This window comes from Hymenobacter oligotrophus (assembly GCF_003574965.1).
Taxonomy (GTDB): Bacteria; Bacteroidota; Bacteroidia; order Cytophagales; family Hymenobacteraceae; genus Solirubrum; species Solirubrum oligotrophum.
On sequence record NZ_CP032317.1, the window covers coordinates 4050905 to 4069588 of the forward strand.

The following is an 18684-nucleotide window of genomic DNA, read 5'->3' on the forward strand; positions in this document are numbered from 1 at the left end:
GCGTGGCGAAAGTACGTGTTCGGCACGTATGCCGGTTGCTTTGCCATAACCTAGGCGCTACCACGGCCGTTAGCCAACGCACGGTGCCGCTCGGCGCCATTGCCCAACCATACACCTAAGCCCGATGGAAAAGAAGTATGTGCAGCACGAGGTACACCTCGATGCAGCCGCCAAGCTGCTCGGCGGAGACTTGCAAGAAGAAGCCAACCGCGCCGGCCTCGACAACAACCTGCAGCGTTGGATTGAAGACCTAAAAGATGCCGGCCACCAAGATTTTCACGAGCTCATCGTGGATTTGCAGGCACTTAAAGCCCATTTCGGTGGCGGTGCCATCGATGCCAAGCTGGTAGGACAGCTGCTGCACCGCCTAGGTGAAAACACGGCCAAGGTGGCGCACCTGGCCGAAGGCAACGTTCGGCCGCGCGTTGAGAACCTAGGTAAAGCTTTGCTGGAGGCTGCCCGTGAGGTGGCCGGTGGCCGCACCAGCCCCGACGAAGACCTGCGGCAAGACTCTGCCCAACGCAGCCAGCAGTAGCAACTAGCCGACCCGCGCTGTAAAAAAGAACAGGGCCTCTACCGGTTGGTAGAGGCCCTGTTTGTAGCTGGAAGCAAGATGCTTTAGGCGCGCTTCTCCTTGATACGAGCAGCTTTGCCCGACAGGCCACGCAAGTAGAACAAGCGGGCACGACGAACTTTACCGCGACGGATCAGCTCGATCTTGTCGAGGTTCGGCGAGATGATCGGGAAGATACGCTCCGTACCGATTTGGTTCGACACCTTACGAACGGTGAAAGTTTCGCCGTTCGTGTTAGCGTTCCGGCGCTGAATAACTACGCCTTGGAACTGCTGGATGCGCTCCTTGTTGCCCTCGCGAATTTTAACGTGAACGTTAACGGTATCGCCGGGTGCAAAATCGGGGAAGCTGGCGCGGCGCTCTTTGGCTTCCTGGTTGATGAGGTCGAGAAGTTGGCTCATGACAGCAAAAAATCTTGAAAGGACGGCGCCGCCGCCCAAGTGGTTTCGGTAAGGAGGCGCAAATATAGCGGTTGTAAAGCTTAGCTACAATACTAAGCGTTAGGTTTTTTGCGGCGTCGCCTAGGTTGCGGTGCCTCAAAGGCCTCGGCAGGCAAATCGGCCAACAAATCGGGGCGGCGCTGGCGGGTGCGTTCGAGGGCTTTTTCTTGGCGCCACTCGTCTACTTTGGGTGTATCGCCCGAAACCAGAATAGCCGGAACCTCGCGGCCGCGCCACTCAGCGGGGCGGGTATACACGGGCGGAGCCAACAAACCATCCTGAAACGAGTCGCTCAGCGCCGATTCTTCGTTGCCCAACACACCGGGCAGCAGGCGCACTACGGCGTCTACCACCACGGCGGCACCTAGTTCGCCGCCGCTGAGCACAAAGTCGCCGATGCTGATTTCTTCGGTTACATACTCCTCCCGAATGCGCTCGTCGATGCCTTTGTAATGGCCGCAGAGCAGGATAATGTTCTGGGCCATGGAAAGACGGTTGGCGGCAGCTTGCCGGAACGTCGGGCCGTCGGGCGTGAGGTAAATAACGGCGTCGTACTTGCGCTTGGCCATTAGCCCATCGAGGCAGGCCGCTATGGGTTCGGGCCGCAACACCATGCCTGCGCCGCCGCCAAAAGCATAGTCGTCGATTTGGCCGTGCTTGTTGATGGCAAAGCGCCGCAAATCGTGCAGGTGAATCTCAGCCAAACCCTTATCCTGCGCCCGCTGCACAATGGAGTGTGCAAAGGGGCTGGTAAGCAGTTCGGGCTGGCAAGTTACGATGTCGAAGCGCATAGGAGGAAGGCGTTGCACGCGCCCAGGGCATTGAACGGCAGGAGGAGTAAAGCACGCGGCTCTGCCAAGCAAAGCGCGCAGCCAAACCTAGGGTTCGTCGAATTCGTCGGGCTCGTCTTTTTCGCGCGAGGCGGGGTTCAGGTACACGTCGAGCAAGCCTTCGGGCAGGGTTACGTGCAGCTCACGGGCTTCTTCATCGGCGTACTGCACCAACTCATCCACCACCGGAATCAGCACTTCCTTGCCTTGGTAAGCCATGGCAAGCAAATCCTGCTCGGGCATTTCGTAGAAGCTCTCCACGGTGCCCAGCTTGCCTAGGTTCGCATCAACCACGGTGTACCCCACAACGTCGTGAAAGTAAAACTGGTCTTCGTCGAGTTCGGGCAAATCGGCAAGGGGGCGGTAAAGCTTCAGGCCCCGAAACAGCTCGGCGTCCTCAACGCGGTCCACGTTCTGGAGCTTGAGCAGCACGCGCGAGCCGGCTTGCACCGACAAGCGCTGAATCTGGAAGCGGTGGAGCTTGCCCGAGTCTGCCGGGCGCTCCACGTACACTTCTTCCGCGCCTAGGTACTCCTCAACGTTATCGACGTCGAGCTCGGCTACCATCTGCCCTTTAAGGCCGTGGGCTTTCACCACGAAGCCTAGTTCGTAGCATTCGTCGAGAGTCATAGGGGTTGGCGAGTTAAAAAATTCAGGAGTTTTTGGGTTGGCGGCCCCAAGAATTTCCGAAGGAAACTCCCGCGCCGCTAACCCAAAAACTCCTGAACAGTGAAGACTCCTAAACTAAATTAGGCGTTGGCTTCTTCGGCGTTTTCGGCCGGAGCCTCAGCAGCTTCGCCTTCAGCAACCGGAGCTTCGGTTGCAGTAGCAGCGGCTTGCTTCTGGCGCAGGGCCTCGGCGCGGGCTTCGCGCACTTTGGTTTCGGCTGCAAGCTGCTGCTTGCGGGCTTCGTCCTTGGCGGTGCCTACGTCGGTGCGCTTGCTTTCGATCTTGGCGTTCTTCTCCTCAATCCACTGAGAGAAGCGCTGGTCGGCTACGTCCTGCGTGATGGCGCCTTTGATTACGCCGAGCTGCAGGTGCTTGCGGAACAGTACACCGCGGTACGACAGCATAGCCCGCACCGTGTCGGTCGGCTGAGCGCCTTTCATCAACCAATCGAAAGCCTTGTCGGCGTCGAAGTTGATGGTAGCCGGGTTGGTGAGCGGGTTGTAGGTGCCGAGCTTCTCGATGAAGCGGCCGTCGCGGGGCGAGCGGGAGTCAGCAACTACAATGTCGTACATAGCGGCCTTCTTGCGGCCGCGACGGGCGAGGCGGATTTTAACTGCCATAAACCGTGTCGGTTAGGTGACGGAACTCGTCCGTCGGATGAAAAATGATTTGGAGGCGCAAAGGTAGCAATTTAAACGACTACCCCGAGCACTGCAGCAATCATTTGTCGTTTGTGCACGCTTGCTATTCGGTAATTAGCGGGTGTTGTTGCGCTCACTGCGGACCCCGCCCCTAGGTGGGAGCGTGGCAAGATTCTCCGAATACCACCTTAGGCTAATCAGATAGCGACACCCGCGCGGGACGGACCAAAAGAAAAGCCGCCCCGTTTTTGCGGGGCGGCTTTTACGGAAAGGTTGCGCAGCTTGCTTACGCCGCGAGGCGCTCGGGCTCCTGGGCCGCTACTTTGCGCTTGAGCTTGATGATGCCCACTTTGTCCAGCGTCCAGATAACGGGGTAGGTGGGGTCGAGTTCCCACCATTTTACGCCGAAGTTGACGCGCATGGGCAGCTTATGGTGGTTGTTCTGGAACAGCTCGCCGCCGGTCAGGAAATCGAAGAACAGCGAGTTGCGCGACTTATCGTTGTTGTCGAAGTTCTGGTAACCGTACTTGTGGCCGCTCCAGTTCACGATGGCGCCGTGGATCGGGCCCATCAGAAAGTGGATGGGCAACAGCAAGTATTGCCACCAGGCCGTAGCAAACGCCACATAGAACAGCACGTAGGCCGTGCCCCAACCCACGCGCGACTTCCAGTTGTCGCCGATGCGCTCGAGCAGGTTCCACACGGGGTAGTCGCCCTCGAAGCGCTTGGCCAACTCATAATCGTTGTTGAGAACCGAGTTGTAGATGTTTTTCGTCTTCCACATCATCGTGAAGGCATTCGACGAAAAATGCGGCGAGTGCGGGTCCTTCTCGGTATCGGAATAGGCGTGGTGCATGCGGTGCAGCAGCGCGTACGCCCGTGGTGAGAGGAACGATGAACCTTGCGCCGCGTATGTCAGCCCAAAGAAAAACCGCTCCCAAAACCGGTTCATGGTGTACATTTTGTGCGCTGCGTAGCGGTGCAGGTAAAACGTCTGCACGAACAACGATAGGTACCAGTGCCCGACAAAGAACAGCAGGATCGGCATGGATGGTAGTGGAAAATGATGTGGAAAAGCCCTGAACGCCTTAACACGTCCAAGGCCGTTTGGTTCAAGCCAGTGCGCAAACGTACGACAGCAACGGGGGCCAACGAAAACTGACTTTTGTCAGGAAGTGGCGGCGGTGTGCGGCTGCTCGGGTGTTGCCCTAGGTGAAAAACGTTCGCTAAGCCATTACCAGTTCGCGCACTGGGTTCCAGGCTTCGGCTTCGGGCAGGGGCGCCGCAATGTCCATTTCCTGCTGCGTAACGGGGTGCTTAAAGCGAAGGCGCCGCGCGTGCAGCGCAATGCTGAGGTCGGGCAGGGGGGCCATGGCGCCGTACTTCACGTCGCCGGTAATGGGCGTGCCCAAGCCGGTAGAGAGCTGCACCCGAATTTGGTGCGGCCGGCCCGTAATGGGATTTACTTCTATCAGGTAGCGGTGGCCCACCTGCGCCAGCACTTTATAATGCAACTCGGCCCGCTGGCCTTGCGTGTGCTTTTGTGGATACGCCTTGGTTACGTTGCGCATAGGGTCTTTCACCAGCCAATGCACCAAGGTGCCCTCGGGCTGCTGCGGTGCCTTGCCTACCAATGCCCAATAGGTTTTGTGCATGTAGTTGTCGCGAAACATCTCGTTCAGGCGGCTCAGGGCTTTGCTGGTTTTGGCCAACACCACCACGCCCGTTACGGGCCGATCGAGGCGGTGACACACGCCCACAAAGGCGTTGCCGGGCTTTTTGTACTTCAGGCGCAGGTATTCGGCAGCTTTCGACGAGAGCGGTTCGTCGCCCGTTTCGTCGCCTTGCACCAGTGTGCCGGCGGTTTTGTTGAGCACCAGCAGGTGGTTGTCTTCGAACAGAATTTCCTTCTGCTCCGACCAAATGGCGGGTCTATTCACAAGTGGAATCCAAGAAATGTAAGTAAGCGTTGGGGCGGGCTCGGAATAATTCAACACGCTGCAAATACCGCTCCGCAAAACAAGAGCCGGCTGCCGCGCCTACCAACGATCTGCACAAATAAACGACAGAGTTTGGAAACGGATGCGGTATTGTAAATTAAAAGAGAAGCTAAACGCCGCTACCGCGGCGCGGCGGGCAGTGCCTAGGTAGCAACGGCCCAGGCACCCCGCGGCAGCGGCGCCGAAGTTTGGGTTAGTAGGCTTCTTTCTCGTTCGGGAAGTCGCGGCTTTTTACATCGCCGATGTACTGCGTAACGGCTTGGTGCATCAGGTCGCCGAGCTCGGCGTAGCGGCGCAAAAAGCGCGGCTTAAATTCTTGCGTAATGCCCAGCATATCGTGCACCACCAGCACTTGGCCATCTACCTCGGGGCCGGCGCCAATGCCAATAACCGGAATGGTGAGTTGCTCGGCTACTTGCTTAGCTAGGGCCGACGGAATTTTCTCAAGCACCAAGGCAAAGCAACCCAACTCCTCGAGCAGCTTAGCGTCGTCGAGCAGTTTCTGGGCTTCGGCTTCTTCTTTGGCGCGCACGGTGTAGGTGCCAAACTTGTAAATGCTTTGCGGCGTGAGCCCTAGGTGCCCCATCACCGGAATGCCGGCCGTGAGGATGCGGATGATGCTGTCCTTGATTTCGGCGCCGCCTTCGAGCTTTACGCCGTGCCCGCCCGACTCCTTCATGATGCGGATGGCCGAGCGCAGCGCTTCCGAAGAGTTGCCTTGGTACGAGCCGAACGGCATATCTACCACCACAAACGCGCGGCCCACCGCCCGCACCACCGAGGCCGCGTGGTAAATCATTTGGTCGAGTGTAATGGGCAGCGTGGTTTCGTGGCCCGCCATTACGTTGGAAGCCGAGTCGCCCACGAGCAGCACATCGATGCCGGCGCCATCGAGTATTTTGGCCATCGAGTAATCGTACGCCGTGAGCATCGAAATTCGCTCGCCGCGCTGCTTCATGGCCAGCAGCTGGTGCGTGGTTACGCGTTTGATTTCCTTGTGCTGCGACATGGTTTTTGGGTCTTGGGAGCTTAGGGTCTTGGGGGCTTGGGCCGGGGCAAAAAAAGCCGGCAGCTCTACGCCTGTGGGTGAGGACGCAAAGCTGCCGATTTTATTTCAACCAATTCCGAATGTCCAATCCCAACTCCTGAGTCTTTAGAACAATCCAAGCCACTAAGACCCCAAGACCCCAGAACCTACCGATTCAGGAAGGTGCGGTTGCGGTTCAGTTTCAAATCCTGCAGCAAGGCCGATTTGGCCCCGATGGTGACGCTAAAGCCCTGGATTTGCCCCACCGGCGTCCAGGTGCCCGTAATCTGCCAGCAGTGCAAATCGCGGAAGAAGTTGAGCTGCGTGAGGGTGATTTTGTTTGATACAAAATCGTAGCCCGAGTTGTAGCTAAAGCGCATTTTGTCGGTGAGCTTGATTTCGCCGCTCACCGTCATGGCCACGGTGGCCCACGCGCGGGGCCGGGGTTGGTCGGGGCGGCTCAGCCTAGGTCCGGGGTCTTGGTACAAGGCACCCAGCGAGGCATTCAGCGTCCACGGAATCGAGAAATCGAGGTAATCGATGTAAGAATCGGGCTGGTTGGGGTTGCCCAGCACGGGGTCGTTGGTGGGGGCCATGCGCTGCTGGCGGTTGCCGGGCTGGCCCGGCCGGCGGTTGCTGTCGAACTGGTACGTGAGCTGCACCGCGGCATTATCGAGGCGGGCCAGGCGCTTGGTTTCAAACAAATACCGGTCGATGAGGCGGCCGGTGGAGTCGCGCTGATAGAAATTGAACGACGACGACACGAGCAAGTTCAGCTTTTGGGCTACCTGCGTGCGGAAGCTGGCCGAAAGCGGAGCCAGCCGCAGCGAGTCGGCCGCGAAGTTGTAACCCGAGTTCAAATCGAAGCCGTCGATCAGGCTTACTTTCTTGTAAGGCTGGTTGCCGGTGGTATCCTGCTTGTTGCGCACCTTCATTTCAACCTGGTTTTGCACTCCAAAGCTGATTTGGCTGACGCGCCCGCCCGACGGCACCGCAAACGGGAAACCCGCGTAGCGCGAGAAATTGCGCGTCCCAAACAACTGGCCCGAGGAATTGCGCAAATCGCCAAGCGTAACCTCGTTGAACAGCCGCTTGCTGCCCTGGTAGTTGGGCGAACCGGTAAAGTTGATGCTCGGCGCCAACCGGTGCCGGATGGCCTGAATTTTACCGCCCGGCTTAAAGTTGACCGTGCCGTAGAGGTTGGTCGAAAGCGAAGCCCCATACGAGAGGTTGTGCACCACGTTGAACCCGCGTACCGTGTCGATGCGGACGGCCCGGGCTGCGGGCACGTACTTGTACTCCAGCTGCTTGTTGAACCAAGTTTGGCCGTAGTTGACGGTGGGGGTGAAGGAGAAATGCTTCAGCACCGAAAACTGACCTAGGGTGACGTCGAAGCGGTGTTGCACGGCCGTTTGCGCGTTGCGCAAAAAAGGCCGCAGGTTGTCGAAGCGCACCGGAATGGTGCGCGACTGCGCCTCGCCGCCCAGCAGCGGAATGCCAGCTTCGAGCACCCGGGCCTGCTCCACGTTGGTCAGGCGGTTTTGCCCCGTCATTTGGTAGGCCACCGCAAACTGCTCGTAAACGGCGCCGCGCGTGGGCAAGCCAAACAAGCGGTACAGGTTTTGGCGCTGCACGCCCACCGTTACGTCGGGCAGTGTTAGGTTAACGGTGCCGGTAATGGTGTTCAGGTCCTGCGCTGCCTGCACCGCGTAATTGATGGGCAGGTTGCGCAGCTGTTTCTGGTAGCTGACGGTGGAGTTGAAGGCCGGCGTTAGGTAATTACGCACGTCCAGCGTATTCTGCTGGTTAAACTCGGGGCTGCCCGTGCGCACGTTGGCCGAAAAACGGCCGCCGCCTGGGCGTGGGGTAGGCGTATGCGTCCAGGACAACCAAAACGTGCGCGGCTTAAAGTTGCGCCGAATGTTGGGGTCGGTATTCACCGATTCGGAGCGGAGCAACTGCCCGGCCGGCCGGCGCGAGTAGCTGAAGTCGAGGCGGCCGTCGTAGCGGTAGCGCTTGCGGTAGGTGAGGTCGGTGTTTACGCCCCAACCGCCAAACGCCACGCCGCTGCCCGAGTACACGTTGCCCGTTACGCGCAGCCCTAGGTACTGGTTGATGGCCCAATAATAACCACCGTTTGTGAGGTAAAAGCCGCGGTCGACGGCCTGCCCGAAAGTGGGAATGATGAAACCCGAAGCCCGGCTTTTGCCCGGGCTGGGGAAGTAGCCGAATAAGAAACCTAGGGGCGTGGGTATGTCGCCGATAACCAGGTTGAACGGGCCGGTAACCACCTGCTTGCGCGGCACCACCTTCATCTTGCTGGCGTTGATGAAGAAGTGCGGATGCTCGAGGTTGCAGGTGGTGTAGCGGCCACGCAGGCCGTAAATCTCGTTCAGCTCGTTTTTCTTCACCACATCGGCATGGATGTAGCCTTCGCCCTGCTGGGTTATGGCTTCCGATATCTTGCCTTTGCGGGTTTTGAAGTTGTAAGCAATGCGCCCGGCCTGGTAGGTTTCGGCCGCGTCTTTAAACACGGGTTTGTCGCGCACGCGGCCCGTCGAGTCCTTCAGCCCCTCGGCTGTCAGAATGTTCTGGTTGTAATCGACGGTGATGACGCCGGCTTTCAACGACATGTCGCCGTAATCGACGTTGGCCTTGTCGTAGAGCGTGGCCTTTTTCTCCTGTACGTTGAAGCGGATGGAGTCTTTGGCCTGGTACTTTACGGTCGTTTCGATGTCGCCCTTACGGGTTACCACGCGCACCGTATCGAGCGTGCGGCGAATGGTATCGGGCCGAACGGCCGCGGGCGTGGTGCGGCCGGGCCGCTGCTGCGCCCACGCCGCCGGCAAGCTCAGCGAGCAAAGCAGCAACAGCAAACCCAACAACAGCAGCCAGGGCTGCGCGCGGCGGTTGCGGCATAGCGTTTGATAATGCGCCCCAATAAGAGTCACGTAGAGCAGAATTGCTTTATTTTGTGGCTTAAGTGTGCAAAAGTAGCGGGTAGCTGCCCCATCTAACGAACTCTGTGCGGAATATTGTCCTTCTCGGTACGGCGCTGCTGGCGCTATTAGCCGGTCCGGCGGCCAGCGTGCAGCAGGTGCCTGGCCAGCCAACTGATACGACGCGGGCCACAACTACGGCCAACGTTTTTCGGCTGCGCACGGTGGTGCTCGATGCCGGCCACGGCGGCAAAGACCGGGGCTGCGCCGGGCAATCGGCGCGCGAAGCCGATGTCTCCCTGAAAATTGTGCTGGAGCTAGGTCGGCAGATCGAAGAAAACATGCCGGAGGTGCGGGTGATTTACACGCGCAAAACCGACGAGTTTGTGGAGCTGGCCGACCGCGCGGGCATTGCCAACAAGCACAACGCCGACCTGTTCATCTCGGTGCACTGCAACGCCGGCCCCTCCGCCGCCCGCGGCACCGAGGTCTGGACAATGGGCGCGCACAAAACGGAAGCCAACCTGGCCACGGCCAAACGCGAAAACGCCGTAATTCTGCAAGAAGACAATTATAAGGAGCGCTACGCTGGCTTCGACCCCAGCTCACCGCAAAGCCACATTTTGTTTTCCCTTTACCAAAGCGCCCACATCGACAACAGCCTGCGTTTCGCGGCCAAGGTCGATCATGAGTTTCGCACTTCGGTGGGGCGGCCTTCGCGCGGGGTAAAGCAGGCCGGGTTTCTGGTGCTCTGGAAAAGCACCATGCCGTCGGTGCTCATCGAGGCCGGCTTTCTTACCAATCCCACCGAGGAACGATATCTGAACGATAAAGCCGGCCAAACGTATATGGCTTCGGGTATCTACCGGGCGTTCCGCAAGTACAAGCAAGAGCTGGAAGCCGGCAGTGCCGGCAATTAAATGGCCGCTGCTTGCCATCTTGCGCCGCCGGCGCGCCGGCAGTCCGCATTATCTCTCTTCCTTCCCGCCATCTCCGTGTCCAAAGAAGCCAAAGTTGCACTGTTGGCCGTCGTTGCCCTCGTGGCACTATTCATCGGCTTTCGATTTCTGAAAGGCAGCAACGTATTCTCTAACGACCGCACTTTCTACGCCACCTACGACAACGTCGATGGTTTGCACCTGTCGGCGCCCGTCATGCTCAACGGCATCCAGGTGGGCCAGGTAAAAAACCTGGAGTTACAACCCGAGAAGAACAACCGGATTCGGGTGGCCATCGAAATTCAGCAGCGCGTCGAGGTGGGCGACTCCACCGTGGCCAGCCTGTCGGGCTCGCTCCTAGGTTCGAAAACCATTACGCTGCTGCAGGGCCGCAACACCAAGGTGTACGAGGGCGGCCAGGAGCTGCGCTCGTACCACGCGGCCAGCCTCACCGATGCGTTTCAGGCCAAAGCCCTGCCGGTGCTGGGCACCGTGGACAGCACGCTCATCAAGGTAAACCAGTTTTTGAGCAAAGAAGCCCGCCTGAGCTTGCAGCAAACCCTGCAAAACACGCAGGCCTCGACGGAGGCCATGAAGAACCTGCTGGTGATGAACCAGCGCAACATCAACCAGATTACCGCCAACATGGCCGAGCTTACCCGTTCGCTGAACGTGACGGAGCGCAAGTTCGACCGGCTGGCTACCAACCTGGCCCTGATTACCGACACGCTGAAAAACGCGCCCATGGCCGGCACGGTGCGCAAGCTGAACACCACCGTAACGGAGGCGCAAGCCGCCATGAAGCAGCTGAACCAGTCGCTTACCAGCACCAAAGGCTCCCTGGGTAAGCTGATGAACGACGACTCGCTCTACACCAACCTCAACAAAACGGCCGCCAGCTCCAACGCCTTGCTGGTCGATCTGAAAGCCAATCCCAAGCGCTACGTGCATTTCTCGGTGTTTGGCGGAGGCGGTAAGGAGAAAAAGACCAAGCAAAAAACCGAAACCGAGCAAAAGCCCGACGGCACCGTGGAGCGCGAAACCAAAACCGTAACGCAGCAGCAAGTTGCTCCGGTTGACACGGCCGTGAAGCCCTAGGTGCCGCTGGCCCATGGCCACCCTTGGAGGCAGCCCTTGCGCCAGCCGTTGCTTGATGCCACAAACAAAAAACCTAACGGGCTACGAACGCTCGTTAGGTTTTTTGTTTTCCTACCTTTGAAAGCGGCCTGCGCAAACGGCCCATTCGCCCCATCTGCATTCCCACTTACCGCCCGTGAATCAACCCGCTACTCCCCAGCCCGACCAGAAGATCAACCTGGAGTTCAACAAGAACGAAGACAGCAACAAGCAACTCGTGTTTCAGCTAAGCCAGCGCCTGAAAAAGGTGCACCTTGGCGGCGGCGAAAAGCGCATTGCAGCCCACAAAGCCAAAGGCAAGCTAACGGCCCGCGAACGTATTGAGTACCTCATCGACGAAGGCTCGGCTACGGTAGAGATTGGCGCGTTTGCCGGCGAAGGCATGTACCCCGAAGAGGGCGGCTGCCCCTCGGGCGGCGTGGTGGTGGTAATAGGCTACGTGCAAGGCCGCCAGTGCGTGATTGTGGCCAACGACGCCACCGTGAAAGCTGGCGCGTGGTTTCCCATCACGGCTAAGAAAAACCTGCGCGCCCAGGAAATTAGCATTGAGAACAAGCTACCGATCATTTACCTCGTCGACTCGGCGGGCGTGTACCTGCCCATGCAGGACGAAATTTTCCCCGATAAAGAGCACTTCGGCCGCATCTTCCGCAACAACGCCGTGATGAGCTCCATGGGCATCGTGCAGATTGCCGCCATCATGGGCCCGTGCGTGGCCGGTGGTGCCTACCTGCCCATCATGTCCGACGAGGCCATGATTGTAGATGGCACCGGCTCGGTGTTCCTAGCGGGTTCGTACCTCGTGAAATCGGCCATCGGCGAGAGCATCGACAACGAAACCTTAGGTGGCGCTACTACCCACTCCGAGATTTCGGGCGTGACGGACTACAAGTTCGCCAACGACCAGGAGTGCCTCGACCACATCCGCAACATCTTCGACAAAATGGGCGCCACGCCCACGGCCGGCTTCGACCGCAAAGCTCCCGCCGTGCCGGCCGAGAACCCCAAGGAGATTTACGGCCTGCTGCCCTCCGACCGCGTGAAGCCCTACGACATGATGGACATCATCAAGCGTTTGGTGGATAACTCGGAGTTCGAGCCCTACAAAGACCTATACGGCCAGTCGCTCATCTGCGGGCTGGCGCGCATCGATGGTTGGGCTGTGGGCATTGTGGCCAACCAGCGCAAAATCGTGAAGACGAAAAAGGGCGCCATGCAAATGGGCGGCGTTATCTACTCCGACTCGGCCGACAAAGCAGCGCGCTTCATCATGAACTGCAACCAGAAGCGCATTCCGTTGGTGTTCCTGCACGATGTGTCGGGCTTCATGGTGGGCTCGCAGTCGGAGCACGGCGGCATTATCAAGGACGGCGCCAAGATGGTGAATGCCATGTCGAATTCGGTGGTGCCCAAGTTTTCCGTCATCCTGGGCAACAGCTACGGCGCCGGCAACTACGCCATGTGCGGCAAAGCCTACGACCCGCGCCTGATTGTGGCCTGGCCCACCGCCCAGCTAGCCGTAATGAGCGGTGCCGCTGCGGCCAACACGCTGCTGCAAATTCAGGTAGCCGCCGCCGAAGGCAAAGGCGAAAAGCTGACCGAAGAGGCCAAGAAGGAAATGTTCGACAAGATCAAGGCTCGCTACGACGAGCAGCTCTCGCCGTACTATGCCGCCGCCCGCCTGTGGGTTGATGCCGTGATTGACCCATTGGAAACCCGTAAAGTGATTTCGGAAGGTATCCGGATGGCCAACCACGCGCCCGTTGAGAAACCCTACAACGTGGGTGTGATTCAGGTGTGATGTGGAGCCATTTCTTATTGGTTCTATCGATTCCTGTTTGGCTGGGCTCATGCTCTGTCAAGCAGGAATCGACCGTTAAAGAGGTATCGGAACCTAGTATAAAGCCGCCTTTGCCTCCGCCGCCGCCAGATGGCATCTGGGATCGAGTAGATTCTGTAGCGAGCAGGGAGGCTGGATACGTCTACCCAGCATACCAATTGATGCGTAGTGGAGATTACCCTCGGCTAACACTGCCTTGTGGTTTGCGCTTTCGGAGCACATTCAATGATGTCACTACTATTGGGATGCGCGCGCACAAGAACAAGCAGGTCTTTTACTTTTCCCGCGATAATGACCCACGGCACTTTGATGAGAAGCAAAAGAAGATGGTCGACATCGTCATTGACGACGAGTGGCAGGACATAGTGTTTTTCGAAGTTCCTGTAGGTAAGCCGCACTTTCGGTACGTGGATAAGCAACTTCTGAGTGCTAAGCTTATAGATGGCACGAGTTGCTTCTGCGCTGCTGAGGATATGATTACAGCTAATATCCGTAAGGGCGTACTAGAAGGTTGGCGTTTGAATGATACAACTTGGCAAATCAGGATCGATGCCTCCTATCGTAAATCCGATCAGGATTCGACTTGGACAGTTAAGATAAAAGTGAACCAACGCTTCTCTGTGGCTAAGCCGGATACTAGCATCTGGCACTATAGATGCAAAGAGGATAGGTGATACTCTTCGCTTAGGGTTGCTCCTCCAACCTTAGTGCGTCCGCTAACCTAGGGCGCGCGTATAGCCATCTTCAAACCCTTGAAGAAGATGGCGAAGAAAAGCGTAGCCGAATGGCTGGTTGATGCCTTGGAAGCCGCAGGCGTGCGGCGCGTTGTGCGTTGCGGAAATTGCTGTGCGCCCGATGACCAAGTGCTGCGGGTAGCTGGCTTCTAACCCGACTGAAGTTACGTTGAGGGCCCTAGGTGTGGCACGTTGACAATAGCCACACCAGGCTACGCGTGCTGCGCGGCGCGAGGCAGCAACCACCTAGGCGCGCCTAGCCACTGCAAGCGGCTAACTTTTCGCCTAATTCGCCGTCTATTTCTACATTATCTTTACCGACCGTAAACCGCCGCGCTAAGCGGGCCAGGGTTGGTTTAGCGCCCCGATTTGGATGACGAATAAAGAAATCAAAGCCCTTATCTCGCTGCTCGACGACGCCGAAATCCGGCCCCAGATTGAAGAGCGCATCCACGAGCTGGGGGAGAGCGTGATACCGTTTCTGGAGGAGGCCTGGGAGGAAAGCCTCGATTCGCAGCAGCAAACGCGGCTGGAGGAGCTCATCCACGACCTGCAATTTTCGGGTTTGCAGGAGCGCCTGCGCGTGTGGCGCGACTCGGGCGGCGAAAACCTGCTCGAGGGCATGTGGCTCATCAACTCGTACCAATATCCCGATGCCGACCTGCAGGCGCTGAACCGCGCCATTGAGCAGCTGCGCTACGAAACCTGGACGATGCTGCGGGCCGAAATGACGGCTATTGAGCAGGCGCGGGCCCTCAACCATGTGCTGTTTCGGGTGCACCGGTTTGCGGCCAATACCCAAAACTTTCATGCGCCGGCCAACTCCATGCTGCATTTGGTGCTGGAGTCGAGGCGGGGCAACCCGCTTACGCTGTGCGTGATTTACCTGCTGGTGGCGCAGCGCTTGGGGCTGCCCGTGTTCGGCGTGAACTTGCCCAACCTGTTCATCCTCACGTTTCGGCCTGAGCAAGCCGAAGAGCAGCCGTTTTACATCAACTGCTATAACCGCGGCTTAATCCTGACGCGCACCGACATTGAGCATTACGTGGCGCAGCTCAACCTGCCGCCCAACGAAATCTTCTTCGAGCCCTGCTCGCACCTCGATATTGTGCGCCGCGCCCTGCGCAACCTCGCCGTGAGCTTCGAGAAGATGCAGGAGCCGCACAAAGCCAACGAGGTAAACAAGCTGCTGGCTATCCTGACCGGCGACGACACGCCTACGGCCTCGCCCAACGAGGAAGCCGACGACGAATCGGGCCAAGAATAGACGTTTGATGAACTCAACAAAAAGGCCCGCCGCGGTATTGTCCGAGGCGGGCCTTTTGGTGTTGCGGGCCAGCAGCACCTAGGGCGCCGGTGCTTAGTTCTTCTTGATTAGGCAACCCGAAGCGCGCTTTTCGGCGATGGGCGCGTTGTGGCCGGCCAGTACCGCGTCGAGGGCGTTTTTGAGGTAACGGTCTTTGGCATACGATTCCATCTGCGGGTTGTCGTCGATGGCGCCGCGGTAGCGCACCACAAACCCACCAGCAGCCGGCTGCAGCACCACCGCCTCGGGCGTCTTGCTGACGCCGAGCAAAGCGGCGGTTTTCAGGCCTTCGTCGGTGAGGTACTGCAATTCGGGGCCGGCCGAGGTTTTCACCTTCAGCTTGTCCGCGTCGAGAGCCTCGGCCGTTTGCTCGATGTTGATAGGCGCTGTTACGAACAAGAACTCTACGCCCCGGCTGGCATAGCTGCTGCTCAGGGCACCTAGGCGGTTTTGATACAGGCGCGAGAAAGGGCAGGCCGGGTTGGTGAACACCACCACCACGGCTTTGCTGCTGGCCAGGGAGCTAAGGTTGAGGCTGGTGTTGTTGGCCTTCGTGAGGGAGAAGTCGGTAACCAGCGCCGTTTGGGCGCGGGCCGTGGTGGCCAGTGCGGCCGCGGTAAGCAGCAGGGCGGCAGTTAGCAGGGTAAGGCGTCGGAACGACATATGACAGAGGGAAGGATTCGAGAGGTTTTACAAAGCCACGCACCACGTCAGTACGCAATCATTAGCAAGGCGCTCGTAGCGGAGCAGGTGTTGCGAGGGGGCCTCGTGGGGCGGGAGCAAGTGCCCAGTAAGCGTGCCCTGCGCTTGCAAGGCAAAGGGCTCGAGCTGAATGTGCTCCTTGAATAAAAGGCGGCGGCGGCTGTGCAGTTTGTAAAGGGTTTCTTTGGCGCTCCAGTATAGGCTGTGCTTGGTTTCGTCGGGGCCGGCATCGAGGCGCTCGGCTTCGCTCAAAAACTTGGTAGCCAGTTGGCGTGCTTTGGGCCGCACTTGTTCAACATCTATGCCAACTCGTCCCTGGGGCGTGAGCAGGGCTGCCACCCACTCGCCCGAGTGCGACAGTGATATGCCCGCGCCGGGTAGCCCCGCTACCAGCGGCTGGCCCGTGCCGGCGTCGGTACGCACCAGGGTGGGGGCGTCGGTAAGCTCGCGCAGCAGCTCGTGGGCCAGGGCGCGGCCGGCCAGCCACTGGCGCGGGCGCTCCGGGTCGCGGCCCGCAGGCAGCCAGGCCGCGTATTCGCCGGGCAGGCGCGTTAGCAGCTCGTCGGCGGGCTCGGTAAGGCGCCACAAGCCCAGCAAAGCAGCATCGGGGGTGGCGGTGAGGCTATGAAGCGGCACAGGTGGTAGGGTAGGAGCGCACGAAAGCAAGCGAATTCGGAGGCAATTACGGTGTAGGCGGGCACTTGGCCGTACTTTCGCGCTGCCAAATTGTGCCGCCCTAGGTGGCAACCCGCTTGCTCATGAACATCACCCAGCGCCCCCAGGTGCAGAAACTGGCCCAGCTTACCGGCCACCGCGACTGTGTGTACGCCCTGGCCGGGCACGCGGCCGAGCGCACGTTTTTCTCGTCGGGCGCCGATGGCATGGTGGCCAGCTGGAGCATCGACGCGCCCGAGCAGGACGGCCAGCTAATTGCCAAGGTAGAAAACTCGGTGTACGCCCTGCACCATGAACCCAGCCGGCAACTGCTCATTGTGGGCCACAACTACCAAGGCGTGCAGGTGATTAACCTGGCCGATAAAGCCCTGCTGCACGCCACGGCGCTGCCCCCGGCGCCCATCTTCGATTTTGCTTACTCGGCCCAGCGGCAACGGCTGTTTGTGGCCCTCGGCGATGGTACGCTGGCCGTGCTGCGCACCACCGATTTTGGCCTGGAGCACCTCGTGCGCCTTTCCGACAAAAGCCTGCGTTGCCTGAGCCTTAACGAAACCCTCGGTGAGCTGGCAGTGGGCGGCTCCGACCACCGCCTGCGCATCCTCGATGCCGATACGCTGCAGCTTAAGCATACCCTCACGGCCGCTACCAACTCGGTATTTACAGCGGCTTATCACCCCACAAGCAGCCTGCTGTACTCGGCCGGGCGCGATGCCCACTTGCGCGTGTACGATGCCACTCAAGGCTACGCCGAAGTGCACACGGTGGTAGCGCATTTGTTTGCCATCAACCACCTCACCTTCAGCCCCGATGCCCGCATGCTGGCCACCTGCAGTATGGATAAAAGCATTAAGCTGTGGGACGCCGATACCTGCCGCTTGCTGCGCGTATTGGATAAAGCCCGCCACGCCGGGCACGGCACCTCGGTAAACCGGCTGTTTTGGTCGGGGCGGCAGAATAGGTTAGTTTCGTGTAGCGACGACCGCAGCCTGGCCGTGTGGCAGGTTGAAATGAGTAGCCAGTGAGCAGAAGTGGGGTTGAACAGGCAATAAACGCCCTAGGTAGTCAGCCCGCAATCAGCATCCGCAACCACGCAATACCAACTACTCAGTACCCAGTACCTAGTACCTTTTCATGAAAATTACCGCTCTCGATATCCGCCAGAAAACGTTTGAGCGCGCCTTTCGGGGTGTTGATAAAGACGAGGTAGAAGGCTTCCTGCTCACGCTTTCGCAGCAGTGGGAGCGGATGACCGACGAAAACCGCGAGCTGCGCCGCCAGCTTGAGCAAGCCCAGCACGATGTGCAGCGCATGCGCGAAGTGGAAACCTCGCTGTACCGCACCCTCAAAACCGCCGAAGACACCAGCACCAACATGGTGGAACAGGCGCAAAAATCGGCCGACCAAAAGCTGCGCGAAGCCCAGGGCATGGCCGAACAGATTTTGGCCGAAGCCCGGCAAAAGGCCCGCTCGGTGGTAGACGACGCCTACCAGCAGGCCGAGCAGGCCCTGGCCGACATGCAGGGCGAGGTAAACCACCTAGGGCAGGAGCACCAACGCCTCGAGGGCTTGTACGATACCCTCGTGCGTGACTTGCAGCAACTCACCGGCAGCGTGCAGGAAAAGGTAGACCAAGCCAAGCAGCGCCCCCGCGGTGCCGTGGCCGCTATCCTTTCGAAGGCCGCAAGCGTAAAGGTTAAACGCGAGGAACCCACCTCGCCCGCAACCGAACCTGCCATGTACGTGTCCGCCCCTTCCGCTTCATCTGCCGCCTACATTCCGTCGGCTGCCCCCGCCACGGGTGGCAGCGCGTTCGACGGCGGCGGCGCACCCACCAGCCGCCCCATTGGCCCGCAGCCCGGCCGCCAAAACCAGCCCGGCGAGCCGGCCCACGCGCCCGGCCCCGAAATCGATCCGATGCGCCCGAGCGAAAACCCGGGCATCTCGGAGCCTTCGCGCATCAGCGTGCCCGATCCGGTGCGCGTGCCCTCGCCCGATGCGCCGCGCATCGAGCCCACCGCCCCCGACATTCAGCCCATCGGCCCCGGCAGCCCCGAAATCACGCAGCCTTCGCCGGCTACGCACCCGGGCATGGCCGCCGTTGCCGAAACCGAGAAGTCGTTTTTCGATGAAATTTAGCGCGCAAAGCCGCTAGCAGAAGGCCTGCCTCACGGGGCAGGCTTTTTTGTTTCCTTTGCGGCAGCACGCGGCACCTAGGGGCGGGCCTTGCGGACG

General features: G+C 59.4%; 17 protein-coding genes. 7 read left to right on the forward strand and 10 right to left on the reverse strand.

The features are described from left to right. Nucleotides 1–124: 124 nt before the first annotated feature. On the forward strand, nucleotides 125–535 hold the full coding sequence (locus tag D3Y59_RS17425) for a hypothetical protein (protein ID WP_119446203.1): 411 nt from the start codon (nucleotides 125–127) through the stop codon (nucleotides 533–535). A gap of 83 nt (nucleotides 536–618) precedes the next feature. Here D3Y59_RS17425 and rplS read toward each other — a convergent pair whose 3' ends face one another. The 8 genes from rplS to D3Y59_RS17465 all read right to left on the reverse strand — a co-directional run bounded on the left by rplS (nucleotide 619) and on the right by D3Y59_RS17465 (nucleotide 9132). Further along, on the reverse strand, nucleotides 619–975 hold the full coding sequence (gene rplS, locus D3Y59_RS17430) for a 50S ribosomal protein L19 (RefSeq protein ID WP_119446204.1): 357 nt from the start codon (nucleotides 973–975) through the stop codon (nucleotides 619–621). 92 nt (nucleotides 976–1067) lie between these two features. Then, nucleotides 1068–1805 carry a tRNA (guanosine(37)-N1)-methyltransferase TrmD gene (trmD, locus tag D3Y59_RS17435; protein WP_119446205.1) on the reverse strand — a complete coding sequence of 246 codons (738 nt, stop codon included), beginning with the start codon at nucleotides 1803–1805 and terminating at the stop codon, nucleotides 1068–1070. An 87-nt stretch (nucleotides 1806–1892) separates the two neighbouring features. Continuing rightward, nucleotides 1893–2474, reverse strand: coding sequence for a ribosome maturation factor RimM (gene rimM, locus D3Y59_RS17440; protein ID WP_119446206.1), 582 nt, complete (start codon nucleotides 2472–2474; stop codon nucleotides 1893–1895). Between the two features lie 119 nt (nucleotides 2475–2593). After that, nucleotides 2594–3133: a 30S ribosomal protein S16 gene (locus tag D3Y59_RS17445; protein WP_119446207.1), complete on the reverse strand. Its 540-nt coding sequence runs from the start codon at nucleotides 3131–3133 to the stop codon at nucleotides 2594–2596. A gap of 307 nt (nucleotides 3134–3440) precedes the next feature. Then, the gene (locus tag D3Y59_RS17450) at nucleotides 3441–4202 is read right to left on the reverse strand and encodes an acyl-CoA desaturase (protein WP_119446208.1); all 762 of its coding nucleotides are present in this window, start codon (nucleotides 4200–4202) and stop codon (nucleotides 3441–3443) included. Nucleotides 4203–4380: 178 nt separating this feature from the next. Next, nucleotides 4381–5094, reverse strand: a complete 714-nt coding sequence (locus tag D3Y59_RS17455; RefSeq protein ID WP_119446209.1) for an RluA family pseudouridine synthase — start codon at nucleotides 5092–5094, stop codon at nucleotides 4381–4383. A 253-nt stretch (nucleotides 5095–5347) separates the two neighbouring features. Continuing rightward, on the reverse strand, nucleotides 5348–6163 hold the full coding sequence (panB, locus tag D3Y59_RS17460) for a 3-methyl-2-oxobutanoate hydroxymethyltransferase (protein WP_119446210.1): 816 nt from the start codon (nucleotides 6161–6163) through the stop codon (nucleotides 5348–5350). Between the two features lie 185 nt (nucleotides 6164–6348). Next, entirely contained in the window at nucleotides 6349–9132 is a 2784-nt protein-coding gene (locus D3Y59_RS17465) for a putative LPS assembly protein LptD (protein ID WP_119446211.1), read from the reverse strand. Between the two features lie 74 nt (nucleotides 9133–9206). Here D3Y59_RS17465 and D3Y59_RS17470 point away from each other — a divergent pair, with 74 nt between their 5' ends. The 4 genes from D3Y59_RS17470 (at nucleotide 9207) to D3Y59_RS17490 (ending at nucleotide 15036) form a co-directional block, all read left to right on the forward strand. Further along, complete coding sequence (locus tag D3Y59_RS17470; protein ID WP_394340466.1) at nucleotides 9207–10040, forward strand: N-acetylmuramoyl-L-alanine amidase family protein; 834 nt, start codon at nucleotides 9207–9209, stop codon at nucleotides 10038–10040. A 75-nt stretch (nucleotides 10041–10115) separates the two neighbouring features. Then, nucleotides 10116–11156, forward strand: a complete 1041-nt coding sequence (locus D3Y59_RS17475) for an MlaD family protein (RefSeq protein WP_162910878.1) — start codon at nucleotides 10116–10118, stop codon at nucleotides 11154–11156. Between the two features lie 211 nt (nucleotides 11157–11367). After that, nucleotides 11368–12996, forward strand: coding sequence for an acyl-CoA carboxylase subunit beta (locus tag D3Y59_RS17480; protein ID WP_119446537.1), 1629 nt, complete (start codon nucleotides 11368–11370; stop codon nucleotides 12994–12996). Between the two features lie 1146 nt (nucleotides 12997–14142). Continuing rightward, nucleotides 14143–15036, forward strand: coding sequence for a transglutaminase-like domain-containing protein (locus tag D3Y59_RS17490; RefSeq protein WP_119446215.1), 894 nt, complete (start codon nucleotides 14143–14145; stop codon nucleotides 15034–15036). A gap of 93 nt (nucleotides 15037–15129) precedes the next feature. Here D3Y59_RS17490 and D3Y59_RS17495 read toward each other — a convergent pair whose 3' ends face one another. Then, nucleotides 15130–15738 (reverse strand): redoxin family protein, encoded by a 609-nt coding sequence (locus tag D3Y59_RS17495; protein WP_119446216.1) that lies wholly within the window; start codon nucleotides 15736–15738, stop codon nucleotides 15130–15132. A 27-nt stretch (nucleotides 15739–15765) separates the two neighbouring features. Next, on the reverse strand, nucleotides 15766–16413 hold the full coding sequence (locus D3Y59_RS17500) for a 4'-phosphopantetheinyl transferase superfamily protein (RefSeq protein WP_162910879.1): 648 nt from the start codon (nucleotides 16411–16413) through the stop codon (nucleotides 15766–15768). 122 nt (nucleotides 16414–16535) lie between these two features. Between D3Y59_RS17500 and D3Y59_RS17505 the strand changes: the two genes are divergently transcribed. Both D3Y59_RS17505 and D3Y59_RS17510 read left to right on the forward strand, forming a co-directional pair. Then, nucleotides 16536–17474, forward strand: a complete 939-nt coding sequence (locus D3Y59_RS17505; RefSeq protein ID WP_119446218.1) for a WD40 repeat domain-containing protein — start codon at nucleotides 16536–16538, stop codon at nucleotides 17472–17474. A 109-nt stretch (nucleotides 17475–17583) separates the two neighbouring features. Continuing rightward, nucleotides 17584–18588: a DivIVA domain-containing protein gene (locus tag D3Y59_RS17510; protein WP_119446219.1), complete on the forward strand. Its 1005-nt coding sequence runs from the start codon at nucleotides 17584–17586 to the stop codon at nucleotides 18586–18588. Nucleotides 18589–18684 lie beyond the last annotated feature (96 nt).